The organism is Amycolatopsis sp. cg5 (genome assembly GCF_041346955.1).
Lineage (GTDB): Bacteria > Actinomycetota > Actinomycetes > Mycobacteriales > Pseudonocardiaceae > Amycolatopsis.
Window position 1 is genome coordinate 3,139,705 of record NZ_CP166849.1, and the last position, 24,411, is coordinate 3,164,115.

Consider the following 24,411-nt stretch of genomic DNA (forward strand, 5'->3'; position numbering starts at 1 on the left):
GGTGAGCCGAGGTGGAAGGGGGCGCCACGCGGCGAAGACCCCCGGTGCGTTGATCGTTCTCGCCTGCGCCGCCGTGCTGGCCGTGGCGCTCACGGGCGCGACGAAACCGTTGTCCGGCATGGAGTTCGGGCAGGACGGGCACTGGGTGCTGAACGCCGCGGCGGGCATGGTGTTCCATGTGGACGGCGCCAGCAAGTACGTCGACGCGGCCGCGCCGATACCGGACCCGGAAAAAGGGAGCCAGGTCGTCCAGGGCGACACCGGTGGTTACGTGGTCGGCAGCTCGAAGATCACGGGGTTCGGGAAGTCCTCGCTCACGGTCGAAGACACCAAGCCGCTGTCCGAACGGCCCGTCGCGCTCGAGGTCACCGGTGGCCCGTATCTGGTCTTCCGACAGGCCGGAACCGTTGTCAGGCTCGGGAAAACACCCGTCACCATCCCGGCGGACGGCAAACTCGGCGCACCAGTCGTCACCCGCGAGGGCTCGCTGTGGCTGCACCGGGTCGACCGCAACGCGCTGTGCGAGCTGCCCAAGGGCGCCGACCGGCTCGCCTGCCCCGTCGCGGTCCCCAGTGGACACTCCGGCGCGCTGACCGTCGCGAACGGCCGTCCCTCCTTTGTGGACACCACGACCGACGCGCTGCGCGAGATCACGCCGGGCGGTCTCGGCGATCCGGTGCCGCTCGGCGTCGATTGGCCGAACGACGTGCTGGTCGCGTCGACCGACGTGGGTGGCAAGGTCGCTGGGCTCGACCAGCGCGGCAAGAAGCTCTACCTGATGGACAAGACCGGCACCAAGACGGTCCCGCTCGACGACGGGAACTACGTCGGCATCGCGTCGTCCGGAGCCGTGGTCGCCTTGGTGGACAAGGACAAGAAGGCGCTGGTCACCTACGGCGTCGATGGCGTCAAGCGCGACGACCGGCCGATTCCCGGCGGTGACGCGCCCGTCCCGCTGGTCAAAGGCGAGGACGGCCGGGTCTATGTGGACGGTGCCGAGGGCACGCACGTGCTGGTGGTCGACCAGGACGGCGCGGTCAGCCCGGTGCAGGCGACCGGCGTCGGCAAGAACCCGGACCCGGTTCCGCAGCCCGATCCGGTCAAACCCGATCCGGCGCCGGGACCTGGACCCGAGCCGAAACCGAAGGACGTCCGCAAGCCGGAGACACCGCAGCCACCCAAGCCACCCGTGGCGCCGGCCAGTCCGCCTGGCGCACCTGGCGGGGTCACCGCGACCGCGGGCGACGGGTCGGCGACAGTCAAATGGTCGGCAGCCAATCCCAATGGCGCACCCATCACGGGGTACCGCGTGAGCTGGCCGGGCGGCTCCAAAACGCTCGGCGGCGGCACGCGCACCACCACGATCACCGGACTGGAGAACGGGACCTCGTACGTGTTCACGGTCGAGGCCGTCAACCGCGCGGGCACCGGCGCGGGCGCCGATTCCGCTGCCGTGACACCGAGAACCGTGGCCAAGCCACCCGGTAAGCCAGGTGCGCTGAAGATCGCCATCAAGACCGGGGAGGCCAACGCGACGGTCACGTGGTCCGCCGCCGCGGCCAATGGCTCGCCGGTCACCGGCTATCACGTCGAGTGGAACCGTGACGGCGTCGCGAGTGCCGACGTGGAAGGTGGCGTGCGGTCCTTCACGCTCCGGGGCGTCGGTATCGAGAGTCCGCTGAAGGTGACCGTGACCGCCGAGAACGCCAACGGGGTCGGGCAGGGGGCGACCGCGACCAAGAACGAGGGCGACGAGCCCGACGTCAAGCGCACGGCCACGGTTTCGCGCGGCAAGACCACCACGGCCGACCAATGCGATCCGCCGGTCTGCGCGTTCATGCGCATCGTGCTGAAGGGGTTCACGCCGAACAAGGCGATCACGATCACCGCGATGACTTCGGATCAGGGGCCGCACGGCAGCAAGCCGTTCACGATCAAGGCGGACGGGACATTGACGACGGAAGCCTTCTCGATGGGCACGCCTGATCGTGACGTCTGGGTGATCGCCGACGGCGTCGAGTCGAACCACTTCAGGTGGCCGTCGTCATGAGGCTCACCCGGCGAGGCTGGGCGGTGGTCGCCTGCGTGCCGCTCGCCTACGGCATCGGGGAGTGGGCGGGTTACCCGTTCTTCCGCGCGCTGGCGGGAATCGCGCTGGGCGCGCTGCTCGCCGCCGTGCTCACCACGTTCCGGCGGCCGGACGTGACCGTCCACCGTGAACTCGAACCCGACCATGTCGAGCGGGGCACGCCCGCGCTCGCCCGGCTGCTGGTGCGCAACAACGGCGACCAGCGGCAGCCGGGGTTCACCGCGCGCGAACGGGTCGAGCGCGGCGAGTTCGTCACGGTCGACGTCCGGCCGCTCTCACCGGAGGAACAGGCGCCGTACCACTACGAACTGCCGACCGCCGCGCGCGGCAAGCTGACCGTCGGCCCGCTCGTGCTCGAACGCTCCGATCCGTTCGGCCTGCTCCGCCGCCCGCTTGCGGCAGGCGACACGGCGACACTGTGGGTGCGCCCGAAGGTGCGTCCCGCGCGGGCGTGGGCGGGCGGGCACCCTCGGCACCACCACGAGGGCGCGACCACCGACGACGCGCTGCGCGGGTCGGCCGATCTGCGCGACGTGCGGCCGTACGTGCTCGGCGACGAGGTCCGGCATCTGCATTGGAAGGCGACCGCCCGCACCGGGCGGCTCATGGTCCGCGACTACGTCGACCCGGAACAGCCGAGGTTCACACTGATACTGGACACCCGGCCGAAAGTGTTGTCGGACAAGGAATTCGAGGAAGCCGTCGACGTGGCAGCCTCGCTGGTCACATCGTCCACAATGGCCGGTCACCGATGCCGGATGCTCACCTCGGCAGGCCGGGATCTGCCGACTTCCGGTGGCACGCAGGCAGCGCGGCAGCTGCTCGACGTGTTGTGCGAGGTCGAGCAGGCTCCAGGTGCGCTGGCGTTGCCCAAGTCCGGTTCGGACGGTGGCTGCCTGGTGGTCGTCACCGGACGGCTGCGCGCGCCGGATCTGCGCGAACTCGCCGCGCTGCGGCCGAGATTCGCGTCGATGGTGCTGCTCGGCGTCGGCACGCACGGGCTCGGCATGCAAGGACTCGGGGTGCACGGCGTCGACGGGGTGCCCGGCGCACGGGCGATCAGCGCGGTCGACGCGGGGGAGGCGGTGCGGCGGTGGAACGCGATCGCGTGAACGTCGCGTGCGTGCTGGCGGCCGCCGCGGGCGCCGGGTTGTTGTTCGGCCCGGTTTTCGGGCTCGCCGCGCTGGTACTGCCGGTGGCCGCGGTCGCGGCGGTGGCCTTCGGCGCGGTCGAACTGAGCAGGCGGGTGCCCGCACTCGCGGCGTGGCGGCCGGTGCTCGTGCTGGCAGGCGGCCTGCTCGCGGTGATCGAAACCGCGCTCGCCGACACGACGCTGGCCGGCCTGCCGACAGGCGAGACGATGCGCGCGCTCGTCGACGGCATGGCGCACTCGTGGCAGCTGGCGTTGCAGTCCACCTGGCCGATGCGGCCGGACCTGATGGTGTTCGTGCCGCTCGCGGTGCTGCTCGCCTGCGTGCTCGGCGTCGAGCTGCTGCACTGGGTGCGCGCGCCGCTGGTCGCGCTGCTGCCGAGCTTGGCCGTCGCCGGGCTGAGCCAGGCGTACAGCGCGCTGACCGGGCCCGTCGCGGTCGCGGCCGCGCTGTGGTTCGCCGTGCTGGCCGGTGTGCTGATCTGGACGGGCAGGCGGCTGGTGCTGCTGGCCGTGGTGCTGTGCGTGGCGGGTGCCGTCGCGGTGACCGCCGCCGACCCCGCCGGGCGGCAGGCGTACTCGCTGCGGCAGACCGCGCCCGCCGACCCGGCGCCGGTGACCGGCCCGCTGACCGGGATCGCCGCCAGGCTGGCGAATCCGGCCGTCCCGGTGTTCAGCTACCGCAGCGACACGCGCGTGGACCGCTGGTCGCTGGCCGTGCTGGACCGCTTCGACGGCGTGAACTGGTCGTCCGATGGCCTGCTGCGGCGGATGGGCACAGAGCTGACGCCCCGTCTCACCGAACCTGCCGAACACGGCGCGACCGTCCGCGTCGACGGCTTGAGCGGGCCCTGGTTGCCGAGCCAGGCTTGGCCTGTGTCGGTCACCGGCGTCGAGCCGCTGGTCGACGAGGACCGCGGCTCGCTCGTGAACCCCGCGCCCGGCCGCGCGGAGTACACGATCACGTGGCGCGAGCCGGGGGTCTCGTCGCTCATCGACCGCCCCATCGACCCGGACGTGCCCGGCGGCCTCGGCCCGGTCGGCGCGATTCCGCCCGGCATCCCGGAACTGGCCGAGCGCGCGGTCGGCGGCGTGCGGCCGTCGTTCCAGGCCGCGCTGGCGTTGGAACGGTTTCTCGCCACCAACTACCAGGTCGCGAAGGAACCGGGGCTCCCGACCGGGCACGGCTGGCCGCAGCTACGCCGGTTCCTGCTCGACGAGCCACGCGGCACGAGTGAGCAGTTCGCCGCCGCGTACGTCGCACTCGCCCGCATCAAAGGCATCCCGGCCCGCCTGGTCGTCGGCTACCGCGCACCGGCGGCGCCGTCCGCGGACGGCTCGTTCGTCGTGCACAACGGCGACGTGCTCGCCTGGCCGGAAGTCGCCGTGTCGGGCGTCGGCTGGGTCCCGCTCGACCCGACCAGCAGCGCCAAGGCAGGCAGCGCGGGCGGTCTGGCGGCCGCCGCCGCGGCGGCGAGGACCGAGCTGCCGAAGACCGAGCAGCTCAAAGACCCGATCGCGCCACCCGGCGAACCGGCCGACGAGACACCCGACGGCCCGTGGAACTGGCCGGCGACCTTGGCGGCCGGAGCGGCGGGCCTCGGCGGACTGCTGGCCGTGTGGCTACTCGGCGTCCCACTGGCGACCGCGCTCCGCGCGGCCCGCCGCCGTCGCCGCCCCGGCTCGGCCGCGGTGCTCGGCGCGTGGGCCGAGGCCCGCGATCGCCTGCGCGCACACGGCGTCCCGACCACGCCCGGCATGACCGTCCGCGACCTCGCGGCCTCCGCGAGCCCATTGGTCGACAAGTCCACAGTAGACGGACTCGCCGCGCTGGCGGCTACGGTCGACATGGCGCTCTGGTCCGGCATCCCCCCGACCCCGGCACTGACGGCCAACGCCTGGTCAGCGGTCCGCACGATCCGCCTCGGCCTCGCCAGCCGCCCGATCCCCACCCGCCTCCGAGCCGCCCTCAACGCCCGAGCCCTCCTCCGCCCCTAACCCAGCCCCCACCTCCTCCCCACCCCGCGATAAAGCCCGCTTTACCCCCGCCGATAAAGCGGGCTTTACACCCGGGGATAAAGCTCGCTAAACATCGCGAAGTAAAGCGGGCTTTATCCCGGGGTGTATAGCGGGCTTTATCGCGCGGAGTTTAGCCCGCTATATCGCGGGATCGCGGGGCTAGGGGCAGGTGGTGCCGCGGAGGGGGTAGGGGTCGCTGCTGATCGTGCCTGTGGTGTCGGTGGCTTGGAGGCGGAAGCAGTACTTGCGGCCCGGTTCGACCTGAACGGTCAGAGAGCGGCTTTCGTACGCGAATTCGGTTCTGGGCTTAGGGTCGCCCTCGATGTAGACCGTGAAGAAGAAGCCGTCGGGGGCCTGCCAGGTGAGGTCGACGGAGGTGTCGTGGTCGACCGGCGGGTTCAGTTCCAGCTTGATCGGGGTGCTGGGCATGGTCTTGGGTGGCGGCTGTGCGGGCGGTGGCGGGGGAGGAGCGTCGCCGAACAGCAGCACTCTGGCCAGCACGAGCGCCGCGACGCCGCCCGTGATCGCGATCGCCGTGACGTGACGAGCGCGTATCCGGCGCGGGTCCACTGAGGACGGTCCGATCTCGACGATCGGTTCGCCGAGCAGAGCGAGGTCCAGTGTGGACTCGCCACCCGCCAGCAGGTCGGCCGCTTCGCCGACGCTGGGTCGGCGCGAGGGATCCTTCGCGAGCAGACCCGCTATCAGCGCGATGAGGTCGGACGGCACGTCCGGACGGTCGATCGGCGGGGCCTGGTCGCCGAGTACGCGCAGGATCCGCGCACCCGGCCGCTCGCCGATCGCGGCCGGGAACGGCGACGAACCGGTGAGCGCGAAGTAGAGCACGGCGCCGAGTCCGTAAAGGTCCGATTGCTCGTTTCGGAGGCCGGTGCGCACTGTTTCGGGCGCCAGATAGTCCACAGGGGACTCCGCGAACCGGTGCCGCAAGGTCAGCCCGAAGTCGGCGACCACCGGCTCGCCGGAGGTGCGCAGCAGCACGTTGTGCGGGCTCAGGCCGCCGTGCACGACACCCGCGCGGTGCGCGGCGGCGAGCGCGGTCGTCACGGCGCCGCCGACCGCGACGGTGTCGTCGGGCGAGAGCGCGCCGATCGTGTCGACCAGCCCGGCGAGCGACTGCGCGCACCGGGGCATGAGCAGCGCCGTCCGGCCGTCCGGTAGCTCCCGGATGTCCTCTATATGTAGTACGGAAGGGACAGCGCGCAGCTTCGCGCGCTCGCGGTCGAACGCGGCGCGGGTCTCGCGGTCGAGCGATCCGGGGAACACCTTGACGGCGAGTCCGTCGCCGTCCGCGTAGACGGACGCGGCCGGGCCCTCGCCGAGAAGTACCAGGTCAGCAGGTGTGGTCATGGCCAGGTGGACGTTACTGTGCCACGACTGGGACCCGTCCCGGTGAGACGCGCCGCGCTGCGGCGGGCGCGATCGGGCATGCTTACCGCCGAGTGCGATCATCGAGGGGAAGAGACGATATGAGCAGCACCCGACGAGAACTGGCGGTACCCGCGCGGGTGGACAGCCCCGCCGCCACGCACGCGCCACAGGGCAAGCTGGCGCGCTGGCTGTTGCAGCACCGGGTCCAGCCTGTCGGCGGCGCCGGCAGCGACGAGGGCCACGGCAAGCCCGAAGCCTGGTGGAAGGTCATGTGCCTTACCGGTGTCGACTACTTCTCCACGCTGTCCTATCTGCCGGGCATCGCCGCGCTGGCCGCGGGCGCGCTGTCCCCGCTGGCGACCTTGCTGATCGTCGCGCTCACCCTGTTCGGCATGCTGCCGATGTATTGGCGCGTGGCGAAGGAAAGCCCGCACGGCCAGGGCTCGGTCGCCATGCTGGAGGACCTGCTTCCGTTCTGGCGCGGCAAGATCTTCGTGCTGGTGCTGCTCGGTTTCGTCGCCACCTCGTGGATCATCACGATCACGCTGTCCGCGGCCGACGCGTCGGTGCACGCGCTGGAGAACCCGCACGTCCCCGGATTCCTGCACGGGCACGAGGTGATCGTCACCGTCGTGCTGCTGCTGATTCTCGGCGGGGTGTTCCTGATGGGCTTCAGCGAGGCCGTCGGTGTGGCGATCCCGCTGGTCGCGGTGTTCCTCGTGCTCAACGCCGTGGTCGCGGTCGGCGGCGTGATCGAGGTGTTCGCCAAGGACGGCGCGCTGCAGTCCTGGCTCGACGCGCTGACTTCGGGCGGCGGTGGATTCAGCGGCGTGGTCGGCCCGGCGATCCTCGCGTTCCCGTTGCTGGTGCTCGGTTTGTCCGGCTTCGAGACCGGCGTCAGCATGATGCCGCTGATCGCCTCCGAGGGTAAGAGCGCCGAGGAGCGGATGGCCGACCGCATCCGCAACACGCGCAGGCTGCTCACCACCGCCGCGCTGATCATGTCGGTCTACCTCGTGGCGACCAGCTTCATCACCACCGTGCTGGTGCCGAAGGAGAAGTTCGCGGCAGGCGGCGAGGCCAACGGCCGCGCGCTCGCCTACGTCGCGCATCAGCTGTTCGGCGAGTGGTTCGGCACCGCGTACGACGTCAGCAGCATCCTGATCCTGTGGTTCGCGGGCGCGTCCGCCATGGCAGGCCTGATCAACATCGTCCCGCGCTACCTGCCGTCCTACGGCATGGCGCCGGAATGGGGCCGCGCCGTGCGCCCGGTCGTGATGGTCTACACGCTGATCTGCGTGGTGCTGACGGTGATCTTCCAGGCCGACGTCGACGCGCAGGCCGGCGCGTACGCCACCGGGATCCTGGCGATGATGGTGTCCGGCTCGGTCGCCGTGACCATCTCGGCCGTCCGGTCGCGGCAGCGGCGCGCGTCGATCGGCTTCAGCGTGCTGACGCTGATCCTGGTGTACGCCTTGGTGGCCAACGTGATCGAAAAGCCGGACGGCATCACGATTTCCGCGTTCTTCATCCTCGGCATCGTGGTCATCTCGCTGATCTCCCGCGTCACGCGCACGACCGAGCTGCGCGTCGAGCACATCGAGTTCGACGACGACGCGCGCCGGTTCATCACCGAGTCCATCGAGCACGACGGCGCGCTGACCATCATCGCCAACCGCCGCCAGGCCGGTGACACCGACGAGTACACGGCCAAGGAGGCCGAGCAGCGCGGCATGAACCCGGTGTCCGACTCGGCGGACATCATGTTCCTCGAGATCGACGTGGTCGACCCGTCCGAGTTCAGCGACGTCCTGCGGGTGAGCGGCGTCGAGATCGGCGGCTTCCGCATCCTGCGCGCGGACAGCCCGGCCGCGCCGAACGCGATCGCCGCCATCCTGCTCGCGCTGCGCGACGCGACGGGCGTCAAACCCCAGTGCCACTTCGAATGGAGCGAGGGCAGCCCGCTCGGTCACCTCTTCCGGTACTTGATCCTCGGCCGCGGCGACACCCCGCCGGTGGTCCGCGAGATCCTGCGCACCAGCGAGCCGGACCCGGCCCGCCGGCCCGGTATCCACGTCGGAGGCTGACCATGCCCCAGTGGCTGGAAGCGGGCTGGTGGGGCCTCGTCGGCGGGGCCGCGCTGGTCGCGGGCGCCGGCATCGCCTGGTTCATCCGGGTGCCCCGCTGGCTCGTCGCGGCTGTGATGGCGTTCGGCGCCGGGGTGCTCATCTCGGCGTTGTCGTTCGGGTTGATGGACGAGGCCGAGCGCACCGGCGGCCTGGTGCCGACAGCCTTGGGCTTCTTAGGTGGGGCGGGCGCTTACGTGCTTGCCGACGCTTTGCTGTCTCGTAAGGGCGCCAAGCATCGTAAGCGCTCCGGCAACCAGCAGACGACCGAAGCCGCCATGGCGGGCAGCGGGACCGCGATCGCTGTCGGTGCGCTGCTCGACGGGGTGCCGGAGTCGGTCGTCTTGGGCGTCTCGCTGCTGGACGGCGGGACGGTCGGCGTCGCGATGCTCGCGGCGGTGGTGATCTCGAACCTGCCGGAAGGCCTTTCGAGCGCGGCCGGGATGAAGCAGGCCGGGCGCAGCGCTCGCTATGTCTTCGGGGTCTGGATCGGCATCGCGGTCGCTTCGGGATTGTCGGCGACGCTCGGCTATGTCGGGCTGCGCGGCGCTTCGCCCGCGACGATCGCCCTCATCACGGCCATCGCGGCAGGCGCGATCCTGGCGATGATCGCCGACACGATGATCCCGGAAGCCTTCGAGCGCACCCAGGTCTTCACTGGCCTGATCACCGTACTGGGCTTCCTCACGGCGTTCACGATCGACCGGCTCTGACCTGAACCCGGGGATTGAGCGGGCTTTATCCCCGGGAGTAAAGCGGGCTTTATCCCGGATTGGCTAGCGCTCGGTGAGGGTGCGGTCGGCCAGTTCGAGGGTGCGCTGGACGCCGATGTCGGCCAGGAAGCGGTCGTCGTGGCTGACCACGATGAACGCGCCGCGGTAGGCGTTGAGCGCGCTGGTCAGCTGCTCGACGCTGGCGAGGTCCAGGTTGTTCGTCGGCTCGTCCAACAGCAGCAGCTGCGGCGCCGGCTCGGCGCAGAGGATGCACAGCAGCGTCGCACGCAGACGCTCGCCGCCGGAGAGGACGCTGACCGGCAGGTTTGCCCGGTCGCCGCGAAACAGGAAGCGCGCCAACAGGTTCATCGTGTCCGACGGCGGCAGCGTCGGCGCGAACGCGCGCAGGTTCTCCAGCGTGGTGCGCTCGAGGTCGAGCAGATCGAGCCGCTGCGACAGGTACGCGATCCGGCCTTCGGCGCGGTTCATCAGGCCGCCGTCCGGGGCGAGCCTGCCGTCGATGACCTGCAGGAGTGTCGACTTGCCGACCCCGTTGGCGCCGGTCAGCGCGATGCGTTCCGGGCCACGGACCGCCAGGTTCAGGTCGGCGAACAGGTCGCGGACCCGCAGCCGTTCGCCCTGGAAGACCATGCGCCCGGCCGGAACCGTGGTGTTCGGCAGGGAAAGCGCGATCGTCTGGTCGTCGCGCAGCGCCTTGCCCGCCTCGTCGACCTTGGCCTTCGCGGCTTCGGCGCGCTGGGTGTGCATGTCGTTCGCCTTGCCGGCGGACGCCTCCGCCTTGCGCTTCAACCCGCCTTGGATGATCCGCGGGATGTCGGCGTTGGTGCGCGCACCCGTGCTCGCCCGCCGCGCGGCACGCTCGCGGGCTTGCTGCAGCTCACGCTTCTCGCGTTTGAGCTCCTGCTCGGCGTTGCGAAGGTTCTTCTCGGCGACGTCGCGCGCGGCCCGTTTCGCGGCCTCGTAATCCGAGAAATTGCCGCCGTGGAACCGAATCTGACCATGGTCGAGCTCGGCGATGCGGTCCATCTGGTCGAGCAGCTGCCGATCGTGGCTGACCAGCAGCAGACATCCCTTCCAGTCACCGAGCACGTCGTAAAGCCGGCGCCGCGCGTCACGGTCGAGGTTGTTGGTCGGCTCGTCGAGCAGCAGCACGTCGGGCTGCTTCAACAGCTGCGCCGCCAAGCCGAGCGACACGATCTGGCCGCCGCTAAGCGTGCCGAGCGGCCGGTCCAGCGCGACCTCACCGAGCCCGAGCCGGTCGAGCCCGGCGCGGGCGCGCTCCTCGATGTCCCAGTCGGCGCCGACGACCGTGAAGTGCTCCTCGCTCGCGTCACCCGACTCGATGGCGGCGAGCGCGCGCACGATCGGCGCGATCTCCAGCACCTCGGCGACGGTCGGCTCACCGGTCAGCGGCAGGCTCTGGGGCAGGTAGCCGAGCACCCCGTCGACGGTGACACTGCCGCCGAGCGGCTCGTACTCACCGGCGATCAGCTTGAGCAGCGTGCTCTTGCCCGCGCCGTTCGGCGCGACCAGGCCGGTGCGGCCGGTGCCGACGCTGAAGCTCAGGTCAGCGAAGACGGGCGTCCCGTCCGGCCAGGAAAAGGACAGGGCGGAACAGACGACAAAGGTTTTGGACATGGCGAAGGCTTTCGTGCGAGAACGGACGAGGTGAGGGCATGACAAGCAGCGGTGGCGCCTGTCTGCGCACCGCTGCTCCTACGCCGGTTCACCCGGAGATATCGTCCTCGGCCACCATCATGATCACCGACGATAACATCTAGTCTCCGCCGGGTCGCGTTGATTTCACCCGCGCGCGTAACTCCGCCGCCTGCGCCGGGTCGAGTTCGTCGAACAGGGCGAGCGCCTGATGCCAAGCCACGTAAGCGGAATCGGCCTGGCCCGCGGCGTGCAGCGCCTCGCCGAGGTCACGCAGACTCCACGCCTGACCCCACTGGTTACCCACCTCACGATGGATGGCGAGCGCCTGCCGCTGCCAGTCGATCGCCTCCTCGAAGCGGCCCAGCCCGGCGTACGCGACGCCGATGTAGGTGAGCGCGCTGCCCTCGCGCCAGCGGTTGCCGACCTCCTGATGGATCGCCAGCGCCTGGCGCTGGTACATGATCGCCTCCTCGAACTGCCCGAGCTCCGCGTTGGCCGCGCCCATCCCGCTGAGACTCCACGCCTCGCCCCAGCGGTTCGCGATCGCGCCGTGCACGGCCAGCGCCTGCTGATGACGGTCGATGGCCTGATCCAGCCGCCGCAGCCCGGCGAAAGCCAGGCCGAGGCAGGTCAGCGCGACCCCGAGCACGTGGGTGGGCGTGCCGTCGTGCCCGCCCTCCGCGACGAGCGGGGTGAGCACCGCGCGGGCGCCTTCGAGCTGGTCGACGGCCCGGTCGAACTGCCGCAGCTCGACCGCGAGAATGCCGAGGTTGGTCAGCATCCAGCCGATCCCGACCCGCTCGCCGAGCCGCCGCGCGCAGGTGAGACCGATCTCGTGGGTGGTCAGCCAGTCGGCGAGATATCTGCGCAGGTAAAGGAATTCGCCGAGCACGGCGGGCAGTTGCCAGCCGAGCGCGTCCATCCCGTACTCGCCTGCCTGGCCGACGGCGGCGACGAGGTTGAGCCGCTCGGCCTCGCACCAGAGCAGTGCGTCGTCGCTGGACTCGAACGTCGCCTCGTGGCTGTCCACCGGCACCCGCCTGCGATGCGGGGCGAGCATCCGGTCGGCGGCGTCGGCCGTGACCAGGTACCAGGTGAGCAGCCGTCGCATGGCGGCCGTGCCGTCGTCGCGGAAGCCGGGTTCCGCCGCGCATTCGGCGGCGTAGACGCGGAGCAGGTCATGGAACCGGTACCGGTCGCGGGCGGTCTCCTCCAGCAGGTGCACGTTGGTGAGCGCGTGCAGCAGGCGCCGTGCCCGATGCTCGGACACGCCCAGCAGCACGGCGGCGGCCGCGGTGCTGATGTCGGGTCCTCGATGCAGGCCGAGCAGCCGGAACAGCCGCGCCACATCGGGCGGCAGCACCTGATACGACCACGAGAACACCGCTCTCGCCGCGGTCGTCTGGTCGTCGTCCTCGGTGGCCAGCACGTTGAGCCGGTCGTGCTCCTCGGCGAGATCCCCGGCGAGGTCGGTCAACGTGAGGTAGGCGCTGGCGGCGACCCGTTCCGCGACGATGCGCAGCGTCAACGGCAGATAGGCGCACTTCTCGGCGATGTCCGCCGCCGCCTCGGGCTCGGCGTCGATCCGCTCCGCGCCGACGATGTGGCGCAGCAGCGCGATCGAGTCTTCCCCGGACAGCGATTCGAGGGTGATCCGATGCGCGCCGTCGCGCGCGACCAACCCGGACAGCCGATTTCGGCTGGTGACCAGCACCAGGCAGCCCGACGAGCCGGGCAGCAGCGGGCGGACCTGGTCGGCCGCGTTGGCGTTGTCCAGCAGGATGAGCAGCCGCCTGCCGTTCAGCTCGGAGCGATAAAGCGTGGCCAGCCCGGCCAGGTCGGCGGGAATCTTGCTCGACGGCACATCGAGCGCGCGGAGGAAGCCGTCCAATGCCTGCTCGGGACTCAGCGGTGGTTCGAGGTCGTAACCGCGGAGGTTGACGTAGAGCTGGCCGTCGGGGAAGCGGTGCGCGTTCGCCTGCGACCAGTACGCGGCGAGCGCGGTCTTGCCGATCCCGGCGGTCCCGGAGATCGCCGAGACGATGACCGTCGAGTGCTTCAAGTCCTGCCCGTCGATGAGCTCGCCGAGTTCCTTCAGCTCCGGCTCCCGGCCGACAAACCCTTGTACGGCAGCGGGAAGCTGCATCGGAACGCGCTGAGCGGCACGCGGCACGGCCGAGCCGGCGGCCGGCGCGTACGGCCGATCCGGCAGGCTGATCCAAGCGGTGGTCTCGGTCTCCTTCACCTTGACCTCGACGCGCCGATGCGTGGTCGGCGCACTCTCTGGATGATGCCGCACGACCTCCTCGTAGAACCATTCCGACACGATCTGCGCGATCACACCCGTCGACGACGCGAGCGCCGCTTTGAGCGCGGGCGCTTCGAGCAGCCGGAAAGTCAAATTGATCGCCGACCCGACGACGCCGTGCGAGTCCTGCACGATCTCACCGGCGTGCACCGCCACCCGAACCCGTATTTTCGCCCGGCCGCCATGTGCTTGATTGTGTTCTCGCAACGCGGTGGACAATTCACCGGGAAGCCGCGAAACCGCCAAAGTTTTCGGCAGCTCCGGTGGGATCAAGAAAAGCACGCCGTCACCGCGATCTTCGTGATAGCAGCGGTCCCAGTGCAGTCCGGACCGGGAAAAAGCCTGCTCAAGCACCCGGTACAGGCCTGCGCGCAGCGTCGCTTGTAGCGGATTGGTCCGGTCACGCGCGCTGAATCCCTCGATATCGACCGCGAGAATCGTGCGATGGAACGCCGCCGGCAATTCGCCCATGTGTCGCTGCTCCGCGTTCGAGGCGGGAAAACCTACGCCTCCGCGTCGCCGGAAAAGGGAGAAGTGTTACGAGATGTCACCCGACCGCAACACGCACGAGCCTTTCAGTGGTACTCGATGTCCCAGTGGTTGCCCTCGTAGGAGTAGAGGTCGCCATCGGCCGAGCGGTACTGCTCGCTGCCCAGCGCGGGTGGCACGACCGGCGTGAACGTGCGCCGGATGTAGCCGTTCACGCAGCTGGTCAGCCGGATGTCGACCTTGTAGCCGAGATAGTGGCTGTACGGCAGGTCCGCGTGCCCCACCTCGGTCCCGCCGGTGATCACCAGCGAGCAGCCACTGCCCGCGCGCAACGCGAGCACACCGTCCACAGTGGTCTGATTGATCTCGTCCAGCGAGGTGCATTCCGGGTTTTCCCGGTCACTGCACCGGCCGGACGAGCTGATAGTGATACCCGCCGCCGCGAACTTCGCGGCCGCTTCGGCGTGGCTGAGCTTGGCTCCCGCCGCCGTCGCCGGATTCGCGAAGGCGGCGGAGCCGAGCAGGCTGAGACCGAGCGCGGCCACGCCGAAACCCGTTCTGGCGAAACGACCCATCTGGTTGGACTCCTCGGCTGTCGATCATGGACATGGTCGACAGCTAGTACGGCCGAGTCCGCCGAAAGGTTGAGACTCAGTGCGCACCGAACCAGAAAGTCAGTGCCTCACCCGTTGTGGACGGACCGGTCACGACATCGCGGCGGCGAACGCCCCGGTCTCGTACGAACCACCCTTCTGGCGCACGATCACGGCGAGCCGGTTGGCCGCGTTGATCAGTGCCACCAGCGAGACGAGCGCGGCGATCTGGTCGTCGTCGAAGTGCTTGCGCACCTGTGCCCAGGTCTCATCGCTGACGCCCTGGTGCGCGTCGGCGAGCCGGGTGCCCTCCTCCGCGAGCGCCAGCGCGGCCTGCTCCGCCTCGGTGAACACAGTGGACTCACGCCAGGCGGCGACCAGGTGCAGCCGGAGCGCGGTCTCGCCCGCGGCGGTGGCCTCCTTGACGTGGAAGTCGATGCACCAGCCGCAGCCGTTGATCTGGCTGGCGCGCAGGCTCACCAGCTCCTGGATGCCGTACGGCAGTCCCGACTGGCCGATCACCGAGCTGGTGTTGGCGAACCGCTTGGCGATCTTGGTGCCGATCTCGTTGCTGAACAGGTCGAAACGGGGTTCCATGACTGCGTCCTCTCACGTGGTGTCGGCCATGAGATGCCGGTGCCCCCTGCCGTGTGACAACCCGGAGCTGTGACGCACGCCATGTCACAGAACCGGGCCGGCCGGAGTCCGGTGGGCGATACAGTCGCGATCGCGAAGGGGAGAAGCTCATGACCGAGGCGTTCCTGGCTCACCGGAACCTGCTGTTCACGGTGGCCTACGAGATGCTCGGTTCGGCCGCCGACGCGGAGGACGTGCTCCAGGAGACCTGGCTGCGCTGGTCCGGCGTCGACCGCGAGATCGTCGAGAACGAGCGCGCGTACCTGGTCCGGATCACCACGCGCCTGGCGCTGACCCGGTTGCGCACACTCGGCCGCCGCAAGGAGACCTACGTCGGGTCGTGGCTGCCGGAGCCGCTGCTCACGGCGCCGGACGTGGCCGAGGACGTCGAGCTGGCTGACAGCGTGTCGATGGCGATGATGCTGGTGCTGGAGACGCTCACCCCGACCGAGCGCGCGGTCTTCGTGCTGCGCGACGTGTTCGACGTCGGCTACGACGAAATCGCCGAGGCGGTCGGCAAGACCCCGGCCGCGGTCCGCCAGATCGCCCACCGCGCCCGGTCACACGTCGCCGCCCGCCGCCCGCGCGGCACCGTCTCCGCGGCCGAGTCCCGCGACGCGCTCGCGGCGTTCCAGCGCGCGGTCGAGACGGGCGATCTTCAACGCCTGCTGGACCTTCTCGCGCCGGACGTCGTGCTCATGGGCGACGGCGGGGGAGTGAAGCAGGCGGTCCTGCGGCCCGTTTCGGGAGCCGACAAGGTGGCCCGCCTGCTCGCTTCCGGCATCGGCCGGATCGCCGCCATCGGCTCGCTGCAGCCGGTGCAGGTCAACGGTTTCCCGGCGCTGGTCGTCCGCGTCGACGACGAGATCGACACGGTGCTCGCGGTCCGGATGGACGACGGACTCGTCACGGGCCTTTACGCCGTGCGGAATCCGGCGAAACTGTCGCATATGGACCGCGAGACCGCGCTGCGTCGTTAGGGCGTCCCGATCCTGAGGTAGCCGTGGTCGGCCAGCCGCCGCCCGGCTTCCTCGTAGTCGGCCGGATCCGGCGACGCGATGGTGGCGAGCCCGTCGACGTACCGGTTGTACATGCAGAACGCGGCCGCGATCAGGACGGTGTCGTGGATTTCGACGTCGGTCGCGCCGAGCTTCTTGGCGGCCTCGACAAGGTCTGTGGTGACGGCCTTACCCGTCTCGCGAGCGGCGAGCGCGATGCGGAGGAGCGCGCGCAGCTTCTCGGAAACCGGCGCCTCGTCGACGCCACGCCAGGTCGCCTCGACGACGCTCTGCCCGTCCTCGAGCTGAGCCGCGGCGGCCGCGCCATGGCTCAGCGAGCAGAAGGTGCACTCGTTGCCGCGCGACACGGTGGCGGCGATCAGTTCCCGCTCGCCGATGGTCAGCGAACTCGGTCCGCGTAGCAGGGTCTCGGCGAGGAGGCCGAGCGGCTCGGCGGTCTCCGGGCGGAAGGCGAACAGACCGCTGATGCCGGGCAGGGGGGAGTCGATGTCGATGTGCGGCAAGGGTTCCTCCTCGATGGACTTGGCGCATCCCTATCACGCGAACCTTGAGATGGGCTAGAGGTCGTGAGTGTTCCGGCCGGTTCTAACCGGCGTAAACACTCACGACCCCTGAGCCTCGCGGTGAGCAAGAAACCACCCGAGTGGCTCTCGACTTAGTTGAAGCCTCGTATAAAGTGGAAGCGCGCCGCGGAGGGGACTTGTGCGGTACCCGGCGGGCCATGTCGGTCCCCCTCGCGGCGACTACAGGCCGTAGGCTCGAAGGATGAGCGCGGCATCAACCACCGACCATCCGATGGTCGAAACCCGGCACCAGACGCAGCTGCTCACGCTGCTGCGGGACGAGGGCCCGATGTCCCGGGTCGAGCTGGGGGAGCGGCTGGAACTGCCGCGTGCGCGGGTGGCCGTCGAGGTGGGCAGGCTCGCCGAGATCGGGCTGGTCGAGACGGCTGGGCCGTCGGCGAGCCGTGGCGGGCGGCGGTCGACGCTGGTGCGGCTCGATCCCGGGCTGCGGGTGCTGGCGGTGGACATCGGGGCGACGTCGGTCGGGGTCGCGGTGACCGATGCTTCGTGCGAGGTGCTGACGCATACCGTCGAGGACTGCGATGTGCGGCAGGGGCCGCATCCGGTGTTGCGCCGGGTGGCGGAACTCGCCGTCAAGGTCAGGGAAGAGGTGCCCGGCAAGCTGATCGCCGCCGGGATAGGGCTGCCGGGGCCGGTGAGTTTCGCCGAGGGGATGGCGGTCGCGCCGCCGATCATGCCGGGGTGGGACCGGTTTTCCGTGCGTGATCACCTCGGCGGACTGTGGAGCTGCCCGGTGACCGTCGACAACGACGTGAACGCGATGGCGCTCGGCGAGCGGCACGCGGGGGTCGCGCGGTCGACCGATGACCTCGTGTTCGTGAAGATCGGGACCGGGATCGGCTGCGGGATCGTGTTGGGCGGCAAGGTGTACCGGGGTGTCGCGGGCACCGCGGGCGACATCGGGCACATCCGGCTCGACGACTACGGGCCGACGTGCGCGTGCGGTGAGGTCGGCTGTCTCGAGGCGTACTTCGGCGGGGCCGCGCTGGCCCGCGACGGGTTGACGCTCGCGCGCAGTGGCCGGTCCGCGTTCCTCGCCGAGGCCGCCGCCGAGCACGGGACGGTGACCGCGCAGGACGTCGGCCGCGCCGCCGCTTCGGGGGACTTCGGCGCCGTGAACCTCATCCGCGACGGCGGGCGCAGGCTCGGCCAGGTGGTCGCCTCGCTCGTCTGCTTCATCAATCCGGGCATGGTCGTGATCGGTGGCGGGGTCGCGCAGCTCGGTCATCAGCTGCTCGCCGAGGTGCGCGGGGCGGTGTACCGGCGGTCGCTGCCGCTTGCCACCGGCAACCTCCCGATCGTGCTTTCGGAGCTTGGCGACACCGCGGGCGTGATCGGCGCGGCATGGTCCGCGACCGATCGCGCATTCACCCTAAGCAGCTGAGCCAACTCACCTAGTAGTGCACAGATCGAGCAGACTTTTGCATCGAAAATGCAAAAGTCTGTGTCTTATTGTGCGACTAATCGGGTGACAAGGTCGGACAAGACCTTTAATTCACCTTGACGAGTGACACGCGCCACCCTACTTTCGCTGCCTGAGTAACAAAGTTTGCTCGGTCAGTGGCAAAAGTGGGGACAACGTGGTCGTGATGGACAGCCCGCGCGTGGCGAACCTCGCCGCGCTCTTGCGCGCTCTGCGCGAGGGCCCGATGTCGCGCACCCAGCTGGCCGCGCGCTGCGGGATCACCAAGGCCGCCGTCTCCGGGCTGGTCACCGAGCTCTCCGAACGCGGGCTCGTCCGCGCTGCCGGGGTGCTCACCGGGGGCAACGGCAGGCCCAGCCAGCTGGTCGAACTCTGCGGCGCGAGCGCGTACGGGCTCGCGCTGAGCATCGAGGCCGACCGGTTCACCGCGGTCACCGTCGACCTCAACGGCCGGGTCATCGCCGAGGAGGCCGAGGCCGCCGACGTCCCCGCGCTCGGCCTCAACCGCGGCATGGACGAACTCGCGCTGCTCGCCACGCGCGTGCTCCCGGCGGACGGCCGTCGCCCGGTCGGGGTCACCATCTCCGTGCCAGGCCTGGTCGACTCGGCCGCCGCCGTGCTCCGGTTCGCGCCGACACTGCGCTGGCGCGACGCCGAGATCGCCGATCTGATGGCCGCGCGGCTCCAGCTGCCCGCCGAGGCCATCGCCGTCGACAACGAGGCCAACCTCGGCGCGATCGGCGAATCCGTCGCGGGCGCCGGCATCGGCGTGCGCGAGCTGTTCTACCTCTCCGGCGGCATCGGGGTCGGCGCCGGGCTGATCTCCGCGGGCTCGGTTTTGCGTGGTGCGCGTGGTTTCGCAGGCGAGGTCGGCCATGTCGCCGTCGATCCCAACGGTGACCAATGCCCGTGCGGACGCGCGGGGTGCCTGGAGACCAAAGCCGGACTCGCCGCCGTGCTGCGCGCCGCCGCGCCGCCCGGAGACCCATTGCACGATCCCGCGCTCGGCGTCGACGGCCGCGTCACGCTGCTGCGAGACCGGGTGCTGCACGGCGACCGCCGCGCGGCCACCGCGGTGCTCGAACTCGGCGTCGCGCTCGGCATCGCACTGTCCACTGTGGTCGATGTGCTCGACCCGGATGTCGTGGTGCTGGGCGGATACTTCGCCGAACTCGGCTCCTGGCTGGTCGAGCCGATCCGCATCGAACTCGCCGCGCGCCCGCTCGGCACCGGCGCGCGCTGCCGCGTCGAGCCGTCCCCGCTCGGCACGGCCGCGCCGCTCAAGGGCGCGGCGCACCTGGCGACCGAGCGGCTGTTCGCCGATCCAACCCTGATCCCACTCGTGGAGGCGTCGGTATGAGCTTGCTTTCCGTACGCGGGATCGTGAAGACGTTCCCCGGTGTCCGCGCGCTCGGCGGGGTCGACTTCGACGTCGAGCCCGGCGAGGTGCACTGCCTGCTCGGCCAGAACGGCGCGGGCAAGTCGACCCTGATCAAGGTGCTGGCCGGCGCGCACCGGCCGGACGAAGGCGAGATCACCTGGCAGGGCGAGGCGGTCACGCTCGCCTCGCCGGTCGACGCGCTCAAGCTCGGCATCGCCACCATGTACCAGGAACTCGACCTGGTGCCGGGACTTTCCGTCGCCGAGAACATCTTCCTCGGCCGCGAACCCGCCAAGTTCGGGTTCAGCCGCGTCGCCTACGCCCGCGCCGAAGCCGCCAGGCTGATGACCAGGCTCGGCCACCCCGAGATCCGGCCGGGCACCGAGGTCGGCAAGCTTTCGGCGGCCGGTCAGCAGCTGGTGTCGATGGCCAGGGCCCTCGCGCACGACGCGAAGCTCCTCGTGATGGACGAGCCGACCGCCGCGCTCGCGGGCGAAGAGGTCGACAATCTCTTCCGCATCGTCGAGGAGCTGACCGCCGAGGGTGTCGCGATCGTCTACATCTCGCACCGGCTCGAAGAACTGCGCCGCATCGGGCACCGGGTGACCGTGCTCAAGGACGGCAAGACCGTCGGCACCGGGCTCGACGCCCGCACCACGCCGACCGCCGATCTCGTCCAGCTGATGGCCGGGCGCAAGATCGAGACCGTGTTCGGGCCGCGCCACGAGGAGCACGTCCAGGACACCGAAGTCCTTCAGGTGCAAGGACTTTCGCGCGCGGGCGAGTTCGAGGACGTCAGCTTCAGCGTCCGCGCGGGCGAGGTGCTCGGCATCGCGGGCCTGGTCGGCTCCGGACGCAGCGAGCTGCTCGAAACGATCTTCGGCGCCCGCGACGCCGACGCCGGAACCGTGACGGTCGACGGAAAACAACTCAAGCTCGGCAGTGTCTCCGGCGCGGTGAAGGCCGGGATCGGGCTCGCGCCGGAAGAGCGCAAGAGCCAGGGCCTGCTGCTCGACCTCCCGGTCGTCCACAACGTGACACTCGCCAGCCTCAGCCGCTACGCGACACTCGGTTTCACCGAACGCGCGAAGGAACTCGAGGACGCGGGGGAGAGCCTGCGACGCCTGGACCTGCGGCCTGCCGATCCGCACCGGATCATCGGCACGCTCTCGGGCGGCAACCAGCAGAAGGCCGTGCTCGCGCGGTGGCTGGTGCGCGGCTGCCGGGTGCTGCTCCTCGACGAGCCGACGCGTGGCGTCGACGTCGGCGCGCGGGCCGAGCTGTACCGGCTGATCAGCGAACTGGCCGCGACCGGGGTGGCGATCGTGCTGGTCTCCAGCGAGATCCCGGAGGTGCTCGGGCTGTCCGACCGGGTGCTGGTGCTGCGTGAAGGACGGGTGCTGGCTGAACGTTCGTCGGCGGACCTCACCGAAGCGGACGTACTCGACGTGATTCTCGAAGGGAGTGCGGCGTGACAGAGACGGTGCTGGTGACCGAACCGGAGAAGCCATTGCCCGCCAAGGAAAAGCGGTTCCTCTGGGGCGCCGACCCCCGGCTGGTCGGACTCGGCGGTGTGCTGGTGGTCCTGTGCCTTGCCGGGCAGTTCACCCGGCCCGACCAGTTCTTCACCGAGGGCAACATCTCGACGATCCTCCGGCTGGCCGCCGCCATCGGCGTGGTCAGTGTCGGGATGACGTTCGTGATCATCAGCGGCGGCATCGACCTGTCCGTCGGCTCGATCGTCGCGCTGTCGAGCGTCTGGCTGACGACGCTGGCCACGCAGTCGTACGGGCCGTTCGTGATGGTGATCTGCGGGCTCGCGGTCGGCCTCGGGTGTGGCCTGATCAACGGGATCTTGGTCTCCTACGGGAAGATCGTGCCGTTCATCGCGACGCTGGCGATGTACGTCTCGGCGCGCGGCCTCGCCGAGCGGATCAGCGGCCGCCGGACCCAGGTCGTCGCCGAGACGGGCTTCCTCGACTTCTTCCGGGGCGACTTCCTCGGCATCCCGGTGCTGATCTGGATGTTCGCGCTGGTCTTCGTGGTCGGCTGGATCCTGTTGAACCGCACCACTTTCGGCCGCCGCACCTACGCGGTCGGCGGTAACGCCGAGGCCTCGCGGCTGGCAGGCATCAACGTCAAGCGGCACACCGCGCTCGTCTACGGCGTCGCCGGGCTCTGCTGCGGGATCGCCGCGCTGATGGTGGTCGCGCGCACGACCGCGGGCGCGTCGACCAACGGCACGCTCTACGAACTCGACGCGATCGCGGCGGTCGTCATCGGCGGCACGCTGCTCACCGGTGGCCGAGGTTCGCTCGTCGGCACGCTGATCGGTGTCCTGATCTTCACCGTGCTGTCCAACCTCTTCACGCTCAACAACCTGGACACCGACATCCAGAACATCGCCAAGGGCGTGATCATCGTGCTCGCCGCCCTGCTGCAGTTCCGCGCCCGCAAGTCAAAGACCAGTGGAGGGTCGTCATGACCGGACAACCGTTACAGCGCCGTGGTTTCCTGCTCGGTGGCGCGGCCGTCGGCGCGGGCGCGCTGCTCGCCGCCTGCACCTCGAACGAGGCGCCCAAGGCCGACTCCAACGCGCCGGTCGCCGCCGGGAACAGCAGCCAGCCTGGCAAGCCGGTCACCATCGGCTTCTCCGCGCCTGCCGCCGACCACGGCTGGATGGCCGCGATGACCAAGAACGCCAAGGCGCAGGCCGCGAAGTTCAGCGAGGTCACGCTCAACGCGACCGAGGGCACCAACGACGTCAACCAGCAGATCTCCCAGGTGGAGACGCTGATCAACGCCAAGGTCAACGTGCTGGTGATCCTGCCGTTCGACGGCAAGGCGCTCACCGCGGTCGGCCAGCAGGCGATGGACAAGGGCATCCCGGTGATCAACCTGGACCGGGTCTTCGACACCCCGCTCGCGTACCGCACCTGGATCGGCGGCGACAACTACCGGATGGGCGTCAACGCGGGCAACTACATCGCCGCGCAGATGAAGGCCAAGGGCATCGCCACGCCGATCATCGGCGAGGTCGCCGGGATCGACTCGCTGCCGCTGACCCAGGAACGCAGCAAGGGCTACAAGGACGCCTTGGCAAGACACGGTTTCCAGGTCGGACCGCGCGTCTCCGCGCAGTTCACCCCGGAGTCCGGTGAGGCGCAGACCGCGAACCTGCTGCAGTCGGCCGCCAAGCTCGACGCGCTGTGGAACCACGACGACGACCAGGGCGTCGGCGTCAACGCGGCGATCCAGAACGCGGGCCGCAAGGACTTCCTGATGGTCGGCGGCGCCGGCTCGAAGAACATGATGAACCTGATCAAGGCCGACGCCTCGCCGATCAAGGCGACGGTCCTGTACAGCCCGTCGATGGCGTCCACGGCCATCGCGCTGGCGCGGCTGCTCGGCCAGACCAAGGGCATCGGCGACTTCGCCGAGCACGAGATCCCGGCCGAGATCACCACCTACTCCGCGGTGGTCACCAAGGAGAACGTCGACCAGTACCTGGACGTCGGCTTCGACTCCTGACCCCAAGCCGGGATAAAGCGGGCTTTACTCCGCGGGATAAAGCCCGCTTTATCCCCGGGAGTAAAGCGGGCTTTATCCCGGTCCGCACAGGCAAACGACAAGGAGGGGCATGAGCCCGGCTGCAGGGGAAACCATCGGGATCGGCATGGTGGGCCACGCGTTCATGGGTGCGGTGCATTCGCACGCGTGGCGCAACGTCCACCGGTTCTTCGACACGCCGCTGGTCCCGAGACTCGCCGTGCTCGGCGGGCGCGACGAGACGCGGGCCAAGGCCGCGGCGCAGCGGTTCGGCTGGGCCGCGGTCGAGACCGACTGGCGCGCGCTGATCGCCCGTGACGACGTCGACCTGATCGACATCTGCACCCCCGGTGACAGCCACGCGGAGATCGCGATCGCCGCGCTGGAAGCCGGAAAGCACGTGCTGTGCGAGAAACCGATGGCCAACACGGTCGCGGAGGCCGAGGCGATGGCCGAAGCCGCGCGCAAGGCGGGCGAGCGTGGCGTGCGGTCCATGGTGGCCTTCAACTACCGCCGCGTGCCCGCGCTCGCGCACGCCAGGAAGCTCGTCGCGAGCGGGGCGCTCGGCGACATCAGGCACGTGCGCAGTGTGTACTTGCAGGACTGGCTTTCGGATCCGCAATCGCCGATGAGCTGGCGGCTGAACAAGGACCTCGCCGGTTCCGGCGCGCTGGGTGACCTCGGCGCGCACATCGTGGACGCCGCGCAGTTCGTCACCGGCGAGCTGATCACCGGGGTGTCGGCGCTGACCAACACGTTCGTCCACCAGCGACCGGACGCCGACGGCGGCGTCGGCGAGGTGACCGTCGACGACTGCGCGCTGTTCATCGGCCGGATGACCTCCGGCGCGGTCGCGAGCTTCGAAGCGACCCGCTATGCCCTGGGGCGCAAGAACTCCATGCGGCTGGAGGTCAACGGTTCGAAGGCGAGCCTGGCGTTCGACTTCGAGTCGATGAACGAGCTGTCCTGGTACGACGGGACCGCGCCGTCGACCGAGGCCGGGTTCCGCCGGATCCTGGTCACCGAACCACAGCACCCGTACGTCGGCGTCTGGTGGCCGCCCGGTCACCTGCTCGGCTACGAGCACACCTTCACGAACGAGGTCGCCGATCTGCTCTCCGCGATCGGCGGCGGTTACCACCCGGAACCGAGCTTCGACGACGGCCTGCGCGTGCAGCGGGTACTCGGGGCGGTCGAGGGGAGCGCCGCGGCGGGCTCAGGCTGGCAGGAGGTCTGAACCAGCGGAACCTGTCCGGTAAGTCT

General features: G+C 69.9%; 18 protein-coding genes. 12 read left to right on the forward strand and 6 right to left on the reverse strand.

The features are described 5' to 3' along the window. Nucleotide 1: 1 nt before the first annotated feature. Genes AB5J62_RS14385 through AB5J62_RS14395 form a run of 3 tightly spaced genes read left to right on the forward strand, consistent with a single transcriptional unit; the run spans nt 2 to nt 5,237 of the window. Nucleotides 2-2,050: a fibronectin type III domain-containing protein gene (locus tag AB5J62_RS14385; RefSeq protein ID WP_370948699.1), complete on the forward strand. Its 2,049-nt coding sequence runs from the start codon at nt 2-4 to the stop codon at nt 2,048-2,050. Next, the gene (locus AB5J62_RS14390) at nt 2,047-3,201 is read left to right on the forward strand and encodes a DUF58 domain-containing protein (protein ID WP_370948700.1); all 1,155 of its coding nucleotides are present in this window, start codon (nt 2,047-2,049) and stop codon (nt 3,199-3,201) included. Before AB5J62_RS14385 ends, AB5J62_RS14390 begins: the two co-directional genes overlap by 4 nt. Beyond that, nucleotides 3,183-5,237: a transglutaminase domain-containing protein gene (locus AB5J62_RS14395; RefSeq protein WP_370948701.1), complete on the forward strand. Its 2,055-nt coding sequence runs from the start codon at nt 3,183-3,185 to the stop codon at nt 5,235-5,237. The genes AB5J62_RS14390 and AB5J62_RS14395 overlap by 19 nt, the downstream gene beginning before the upstream one ends. 180 nt (nt 5,238-5,417) lie before the next feature. On the opposite strand, the gene AB5J62_RS14400 is transcribed toward AB5J62_RS14395, so the two are convergent. Next, nucleotides 5,418-6,626: a protein kinase gene (locus AB5J62_RS14400; RefSeq protein WP_370948702.1), complete on the reverse strand. Its 1,209-nt coding sequence runs from the start codon at nt 6,624-6,626 to the stop codon at nt 5,418-5,420. Nucleotides 6,627-6,745: 119 nt separating this feature from the next. Between AB5J62_RS14400 and AB5J62_RS14405 the strand changes: the two genes are divergently transcribed. Further along, nucleotides 6,746-8,734, forward strand: coding sequence for an amino acid transporter (locus tag AB5J62_RS14405; protein WP_370948703.1), 1,989 nt, complete (start codon nt 6,746-6,748; stop codon nt 8,732-8,734). A gap of 2 nt (nt 8,735-8,736) precedes the next feature. After that, the gene (locus tag AB5J62_RS14410; RefSeq protein ID WP_370948704.1) at nt 8,737-9,486 is read left to right on the forward strand and encodes a ZIP family metal transporter; all 750 of its coding nucleotides are present in this window, start codon (nt 8,737-8,739) and stop codon (nt 9,484-9,486) included. A 63-nt stretch (nt 9,487-9,549) separates the two neighbouring features. Here the strand turns inward: AB5J62_RS14410 and AB5J62_RS14415 are convergent, their stop codons facing one another. From AB5J62_RS14415 to AB5J62_RS14430, 4 genes are all read right to left on the reverse strand, one after another. Beyond that, nucleotides 9,550-11,145: an ABC-F family ATP-binding cassette domain-containing protein gene (locus AB5J62_RS14415; protein WP_370948705.1), complete on the reverse strand. Its 1,596-nt coding sequence runs from the start codon at nt 11,143-11,145 to the stop codon at nt 9,550-9,552. A gap of 139 nt (nt 11,146-11,284) precedes the next feature. Beyond that, on the reverse strand, nt 11,285-13,945 hold the full coding sequence (locus tag AB5J62_RS14420) for a tetratricopeptide repeat protein (protein WP_370948706.1): 2,661 nt from the start codon (nt 13,943-13,945) through the stop codon (nt 11,285-11,287). 104 nt (nt 13,946-14,049) lie between these two features. Continuing rightward, on the reverse strand, nt 14,050-14,538 hold the full coding sequence (locus AB5J62_RS14425) for a hypothetical protein (RefSeq protein ID WP_370948707.1): 489 nt from the start codon (nt 14,536-14,538) through the stop codon (nt 14,050-14,052). Nucleotides 14,539-14,667: 129 nt separating this feature from the next. Beyond that, the gene (locus tag AB5J62_RS14430; RefSeq protein ID WP_370948708.1) at nt 14,668-15,153 is read right to left on the reverse strand and encodes a carboxymuconolactone decarboxylase family protein; all 486 of its coding nucleotides are present in this window, start codon (nt 15,151-15,153) and stop codon (nt 14,668-14,670) included. A 149-nt stretch (nt 15,154-15,302) separates the two neighbouring features. Between AB5J62_RS14430 and AB5J62_RS14435 the strand changes: the two genes are divergently transcribed. Continuing rightward, nucleotides 15,303-16,172 carry an RNA polymerase sigma-70 factor gene (locus AB5J62_RS14435; protein ID WP_370948709.1) on the forward strand — a complete coding sequence of 290 codons (870 nt, stop codon included), beginning with the start codon at nt 15,303-15,305 and terminating at the stop codon, nt 16,170-16,172. On the opposite strand, the gene AB5J62_RS14440 is transcribed toward AB5J62_RS14435, so the two are convergent. Beyond that, nucleotides 16,169-16,714 (reverse strand): carboxymuconolactone decarboxylase family protein, encoded by a 546-nt coding sequence (locus tag AB5J62_RS14440; RefSeq protein WP_370948710.1) that lies wholly within the window; start codon nt 16,712-16,714, stop codon nt 16,169-16,171. The genes AB5J62_RS14435 and AB5J62_RS14440 overlap by 4 nt on opposite strands. 262 nt (nt 16,715-16,976) lie before the next feature. Here AB5J62_RS14440 and AB5J62_RS14445 point away from each other — a divergent pair, with 262 nt between their 5' ends. From AB5J62_RS14445 to AB5J62_RS14470, 6 genes are all read left to right on the forward strand, one after another. Further along, on the forward strand, nt 16,977-18,179 hold the full coding sequence (locus AB5J62_RS14445; RefSeq protein WP_370948711.1) for an ROK family protein: 1,203 nt from the start codon (nt 16,977-16,979) through the stop codon (nt 18,177-18,179). 205 nt (nt 18,180-18,384) lie between these two features. Continuing rightward, nucleotides 18,385-19,578 carry an ROK family protein gene (locus AB5J62_RS14450; protein WP_370948712.1) on the forward strand — a complete coding sequence of 398 codons (1,194 nt, stop codon included), beginning with the start codon at nt 18,385-18,387 and terminating at the stop codon, nt 19,576-19,578. Beyond that, nucleotides 19,575-21,074: a sugar ABC transporter ATP-binding protein gene (locus AB5J62_RS14455; protein WP_370948713.1), complete on the forward strand. Its 1,500-nt coding sequence runs from the start codon at nt 19,575-19,577 to the stop codon at nt 21,072-21,074. Before AB5J62_RS14450 ends, AB5J62_RS14455 begins: the two co-directional genes overlap by 4 nt. Next, a complete protein-coding gene (locus AB5J62_RS14460) occupies nt 21,071-22,084 on the forward strand; it encodes an ABC transporter permease (protein ID WP_370948714.1) in 1,014 nt (337 codons plus the stop codon). The genes AB5J62_RS14455 and AB5J62_RS14460 overlap by 4 nt, the downstream gene beginning before the upstream one ends. Beyond that, nucleotides 22,081-23,130 carry a substrate-binding domain-containing protein gene (locus AB5J62_RS14465; RefSeq protein ID WP_370948715.1) on the forward strand — a complete coding sequence of 350 codons (1,050 nt, stop codon included), beginning with the start codon at nt 22,081-22,083 and terminating at the stop codon, nt 23,128-23,130. Before AB5J62_RS14460 ends, AB5J62_RS14465 begins: the two co-directional genes overlap by 4 nt. A gap of 109 nt (nt 23,131-23,239) precedes the next feature. After that, the gene (locus AB5J62_RS14470; RefSeq protein ID WP_370948716.1) at nt 23,240-24,385 is read left to right on the forward strand and encodes a Gfo/Idh/MocA family protein; all 1,146 of its coding nucleotides are present in this window, start codon (nt 23,240-23,242) and stop codon (nt 24,383-24,385) included. Nucleotides 24,386-24,411 lie beyond the last annotated feature (26 nt).

Bases quoted from the DNA above. Each gene is read 5' to 3' on its own strand.
- AB5J62_RS14390 (WP_370948700.1), top strand. From the start codon at position 2,047: ATGAGGCTCACCCGGCGAGGCTGGGCGGTGGTCGCCTGCGTGCCGCTC.
- AB5J62_RS14400 (WP_370948702.1), bottom strand. From the start codon at position 6,626: ATGACCACACCTGCTGACCTGGTACTTCTCGGCGAGGGCCCGGCCGCG.
- AB5J62_RS14405 (WP_370948703.1), top strand. From the start codon at position 6,746: ATGAGCAGCACCCGACGAGAACTGGCGGTACCCGCGCGGGTGGACAGC.
- AB5J62_RS14410 (WP_370948704.1), top strand. From the start codon at position 8,737: ATGCCCCAGTGGCTGGAAGCGGGCTGGTGGGGCCTCGTCGGCGGGGCC.
- AB5J62_RS14415 (WP_370948705.1), bottom strand. From the start codon at position 11,145: ATGTCCAAAACCTTTGTCGTCTGTTCCGCCCTGTCCTTTTCCTGGCCG.
- AB5J62_RS14420 (WP_370948706.1), bottom strand. From the start codon at position 13,945: ATGGGCGAATTGCCGGCGGCGTTCCATCGCACGATTCTCGCGGTCGAT.
- AB5J62_RS14425 (WP_370948707.1), bottom strand. From the start codon at position 14,538: ATGGGTCGTTTCGCCAGAACGGGTTTCGGCGTGGCCGCGCTCGGTCTC.
- AB5J62_RS14430 (WP_370948708.1), bottom strand. From the start codon at position 15,153: ATGGAACCCCGTTTCGACCTGTTCAGCAACGAGATCGGCACCAAGATC.
- AB5J62_RS14435 (WP_370948709.1), top strand. From the start codon at position 15,303: ATGACCGAGGCGTTCCTGGCTCACCGGAACCTGCTGTTCACGGTGGCC.
- AB5J62_RS14445 (WP_370948711.1), top strand. From the start codon at position 16,977: ATGAGCGCGGCATCAACCACCGACCATCCGATGGTCGAAACCCGGCAC.
- AB5J62_RS14450 (WP_370948712.1), top strand. From the start codon at position 18,385: ATGGACAGCCCGCGCGTGGCGAACCTCGCCGCGCTCTTGCGCGCTCTG.
- AB5J62_RS14455 (WP_370948713.1), top strand. From the start codon at position 19,575: ATGAGCTTGCTTTCCGTACGCGGGATCGTGAAGACGTTCCCCGGTGTC.
- AB5J62_RS14465 (WP_370948715.1), top strand. From the start codon at position 22,081: ATGACCGGACAACCGTTACAGCGCCGTGGTTTCCTGCTCGGTGGCGCG.
- AB5J62_RS14470 (WP_370948716.1), top strand. From the start codon at position 23,240: ATGAGCCCGGCTGCAGGGGAAACCATCGGGATCGGCATGGTGGGCCAC.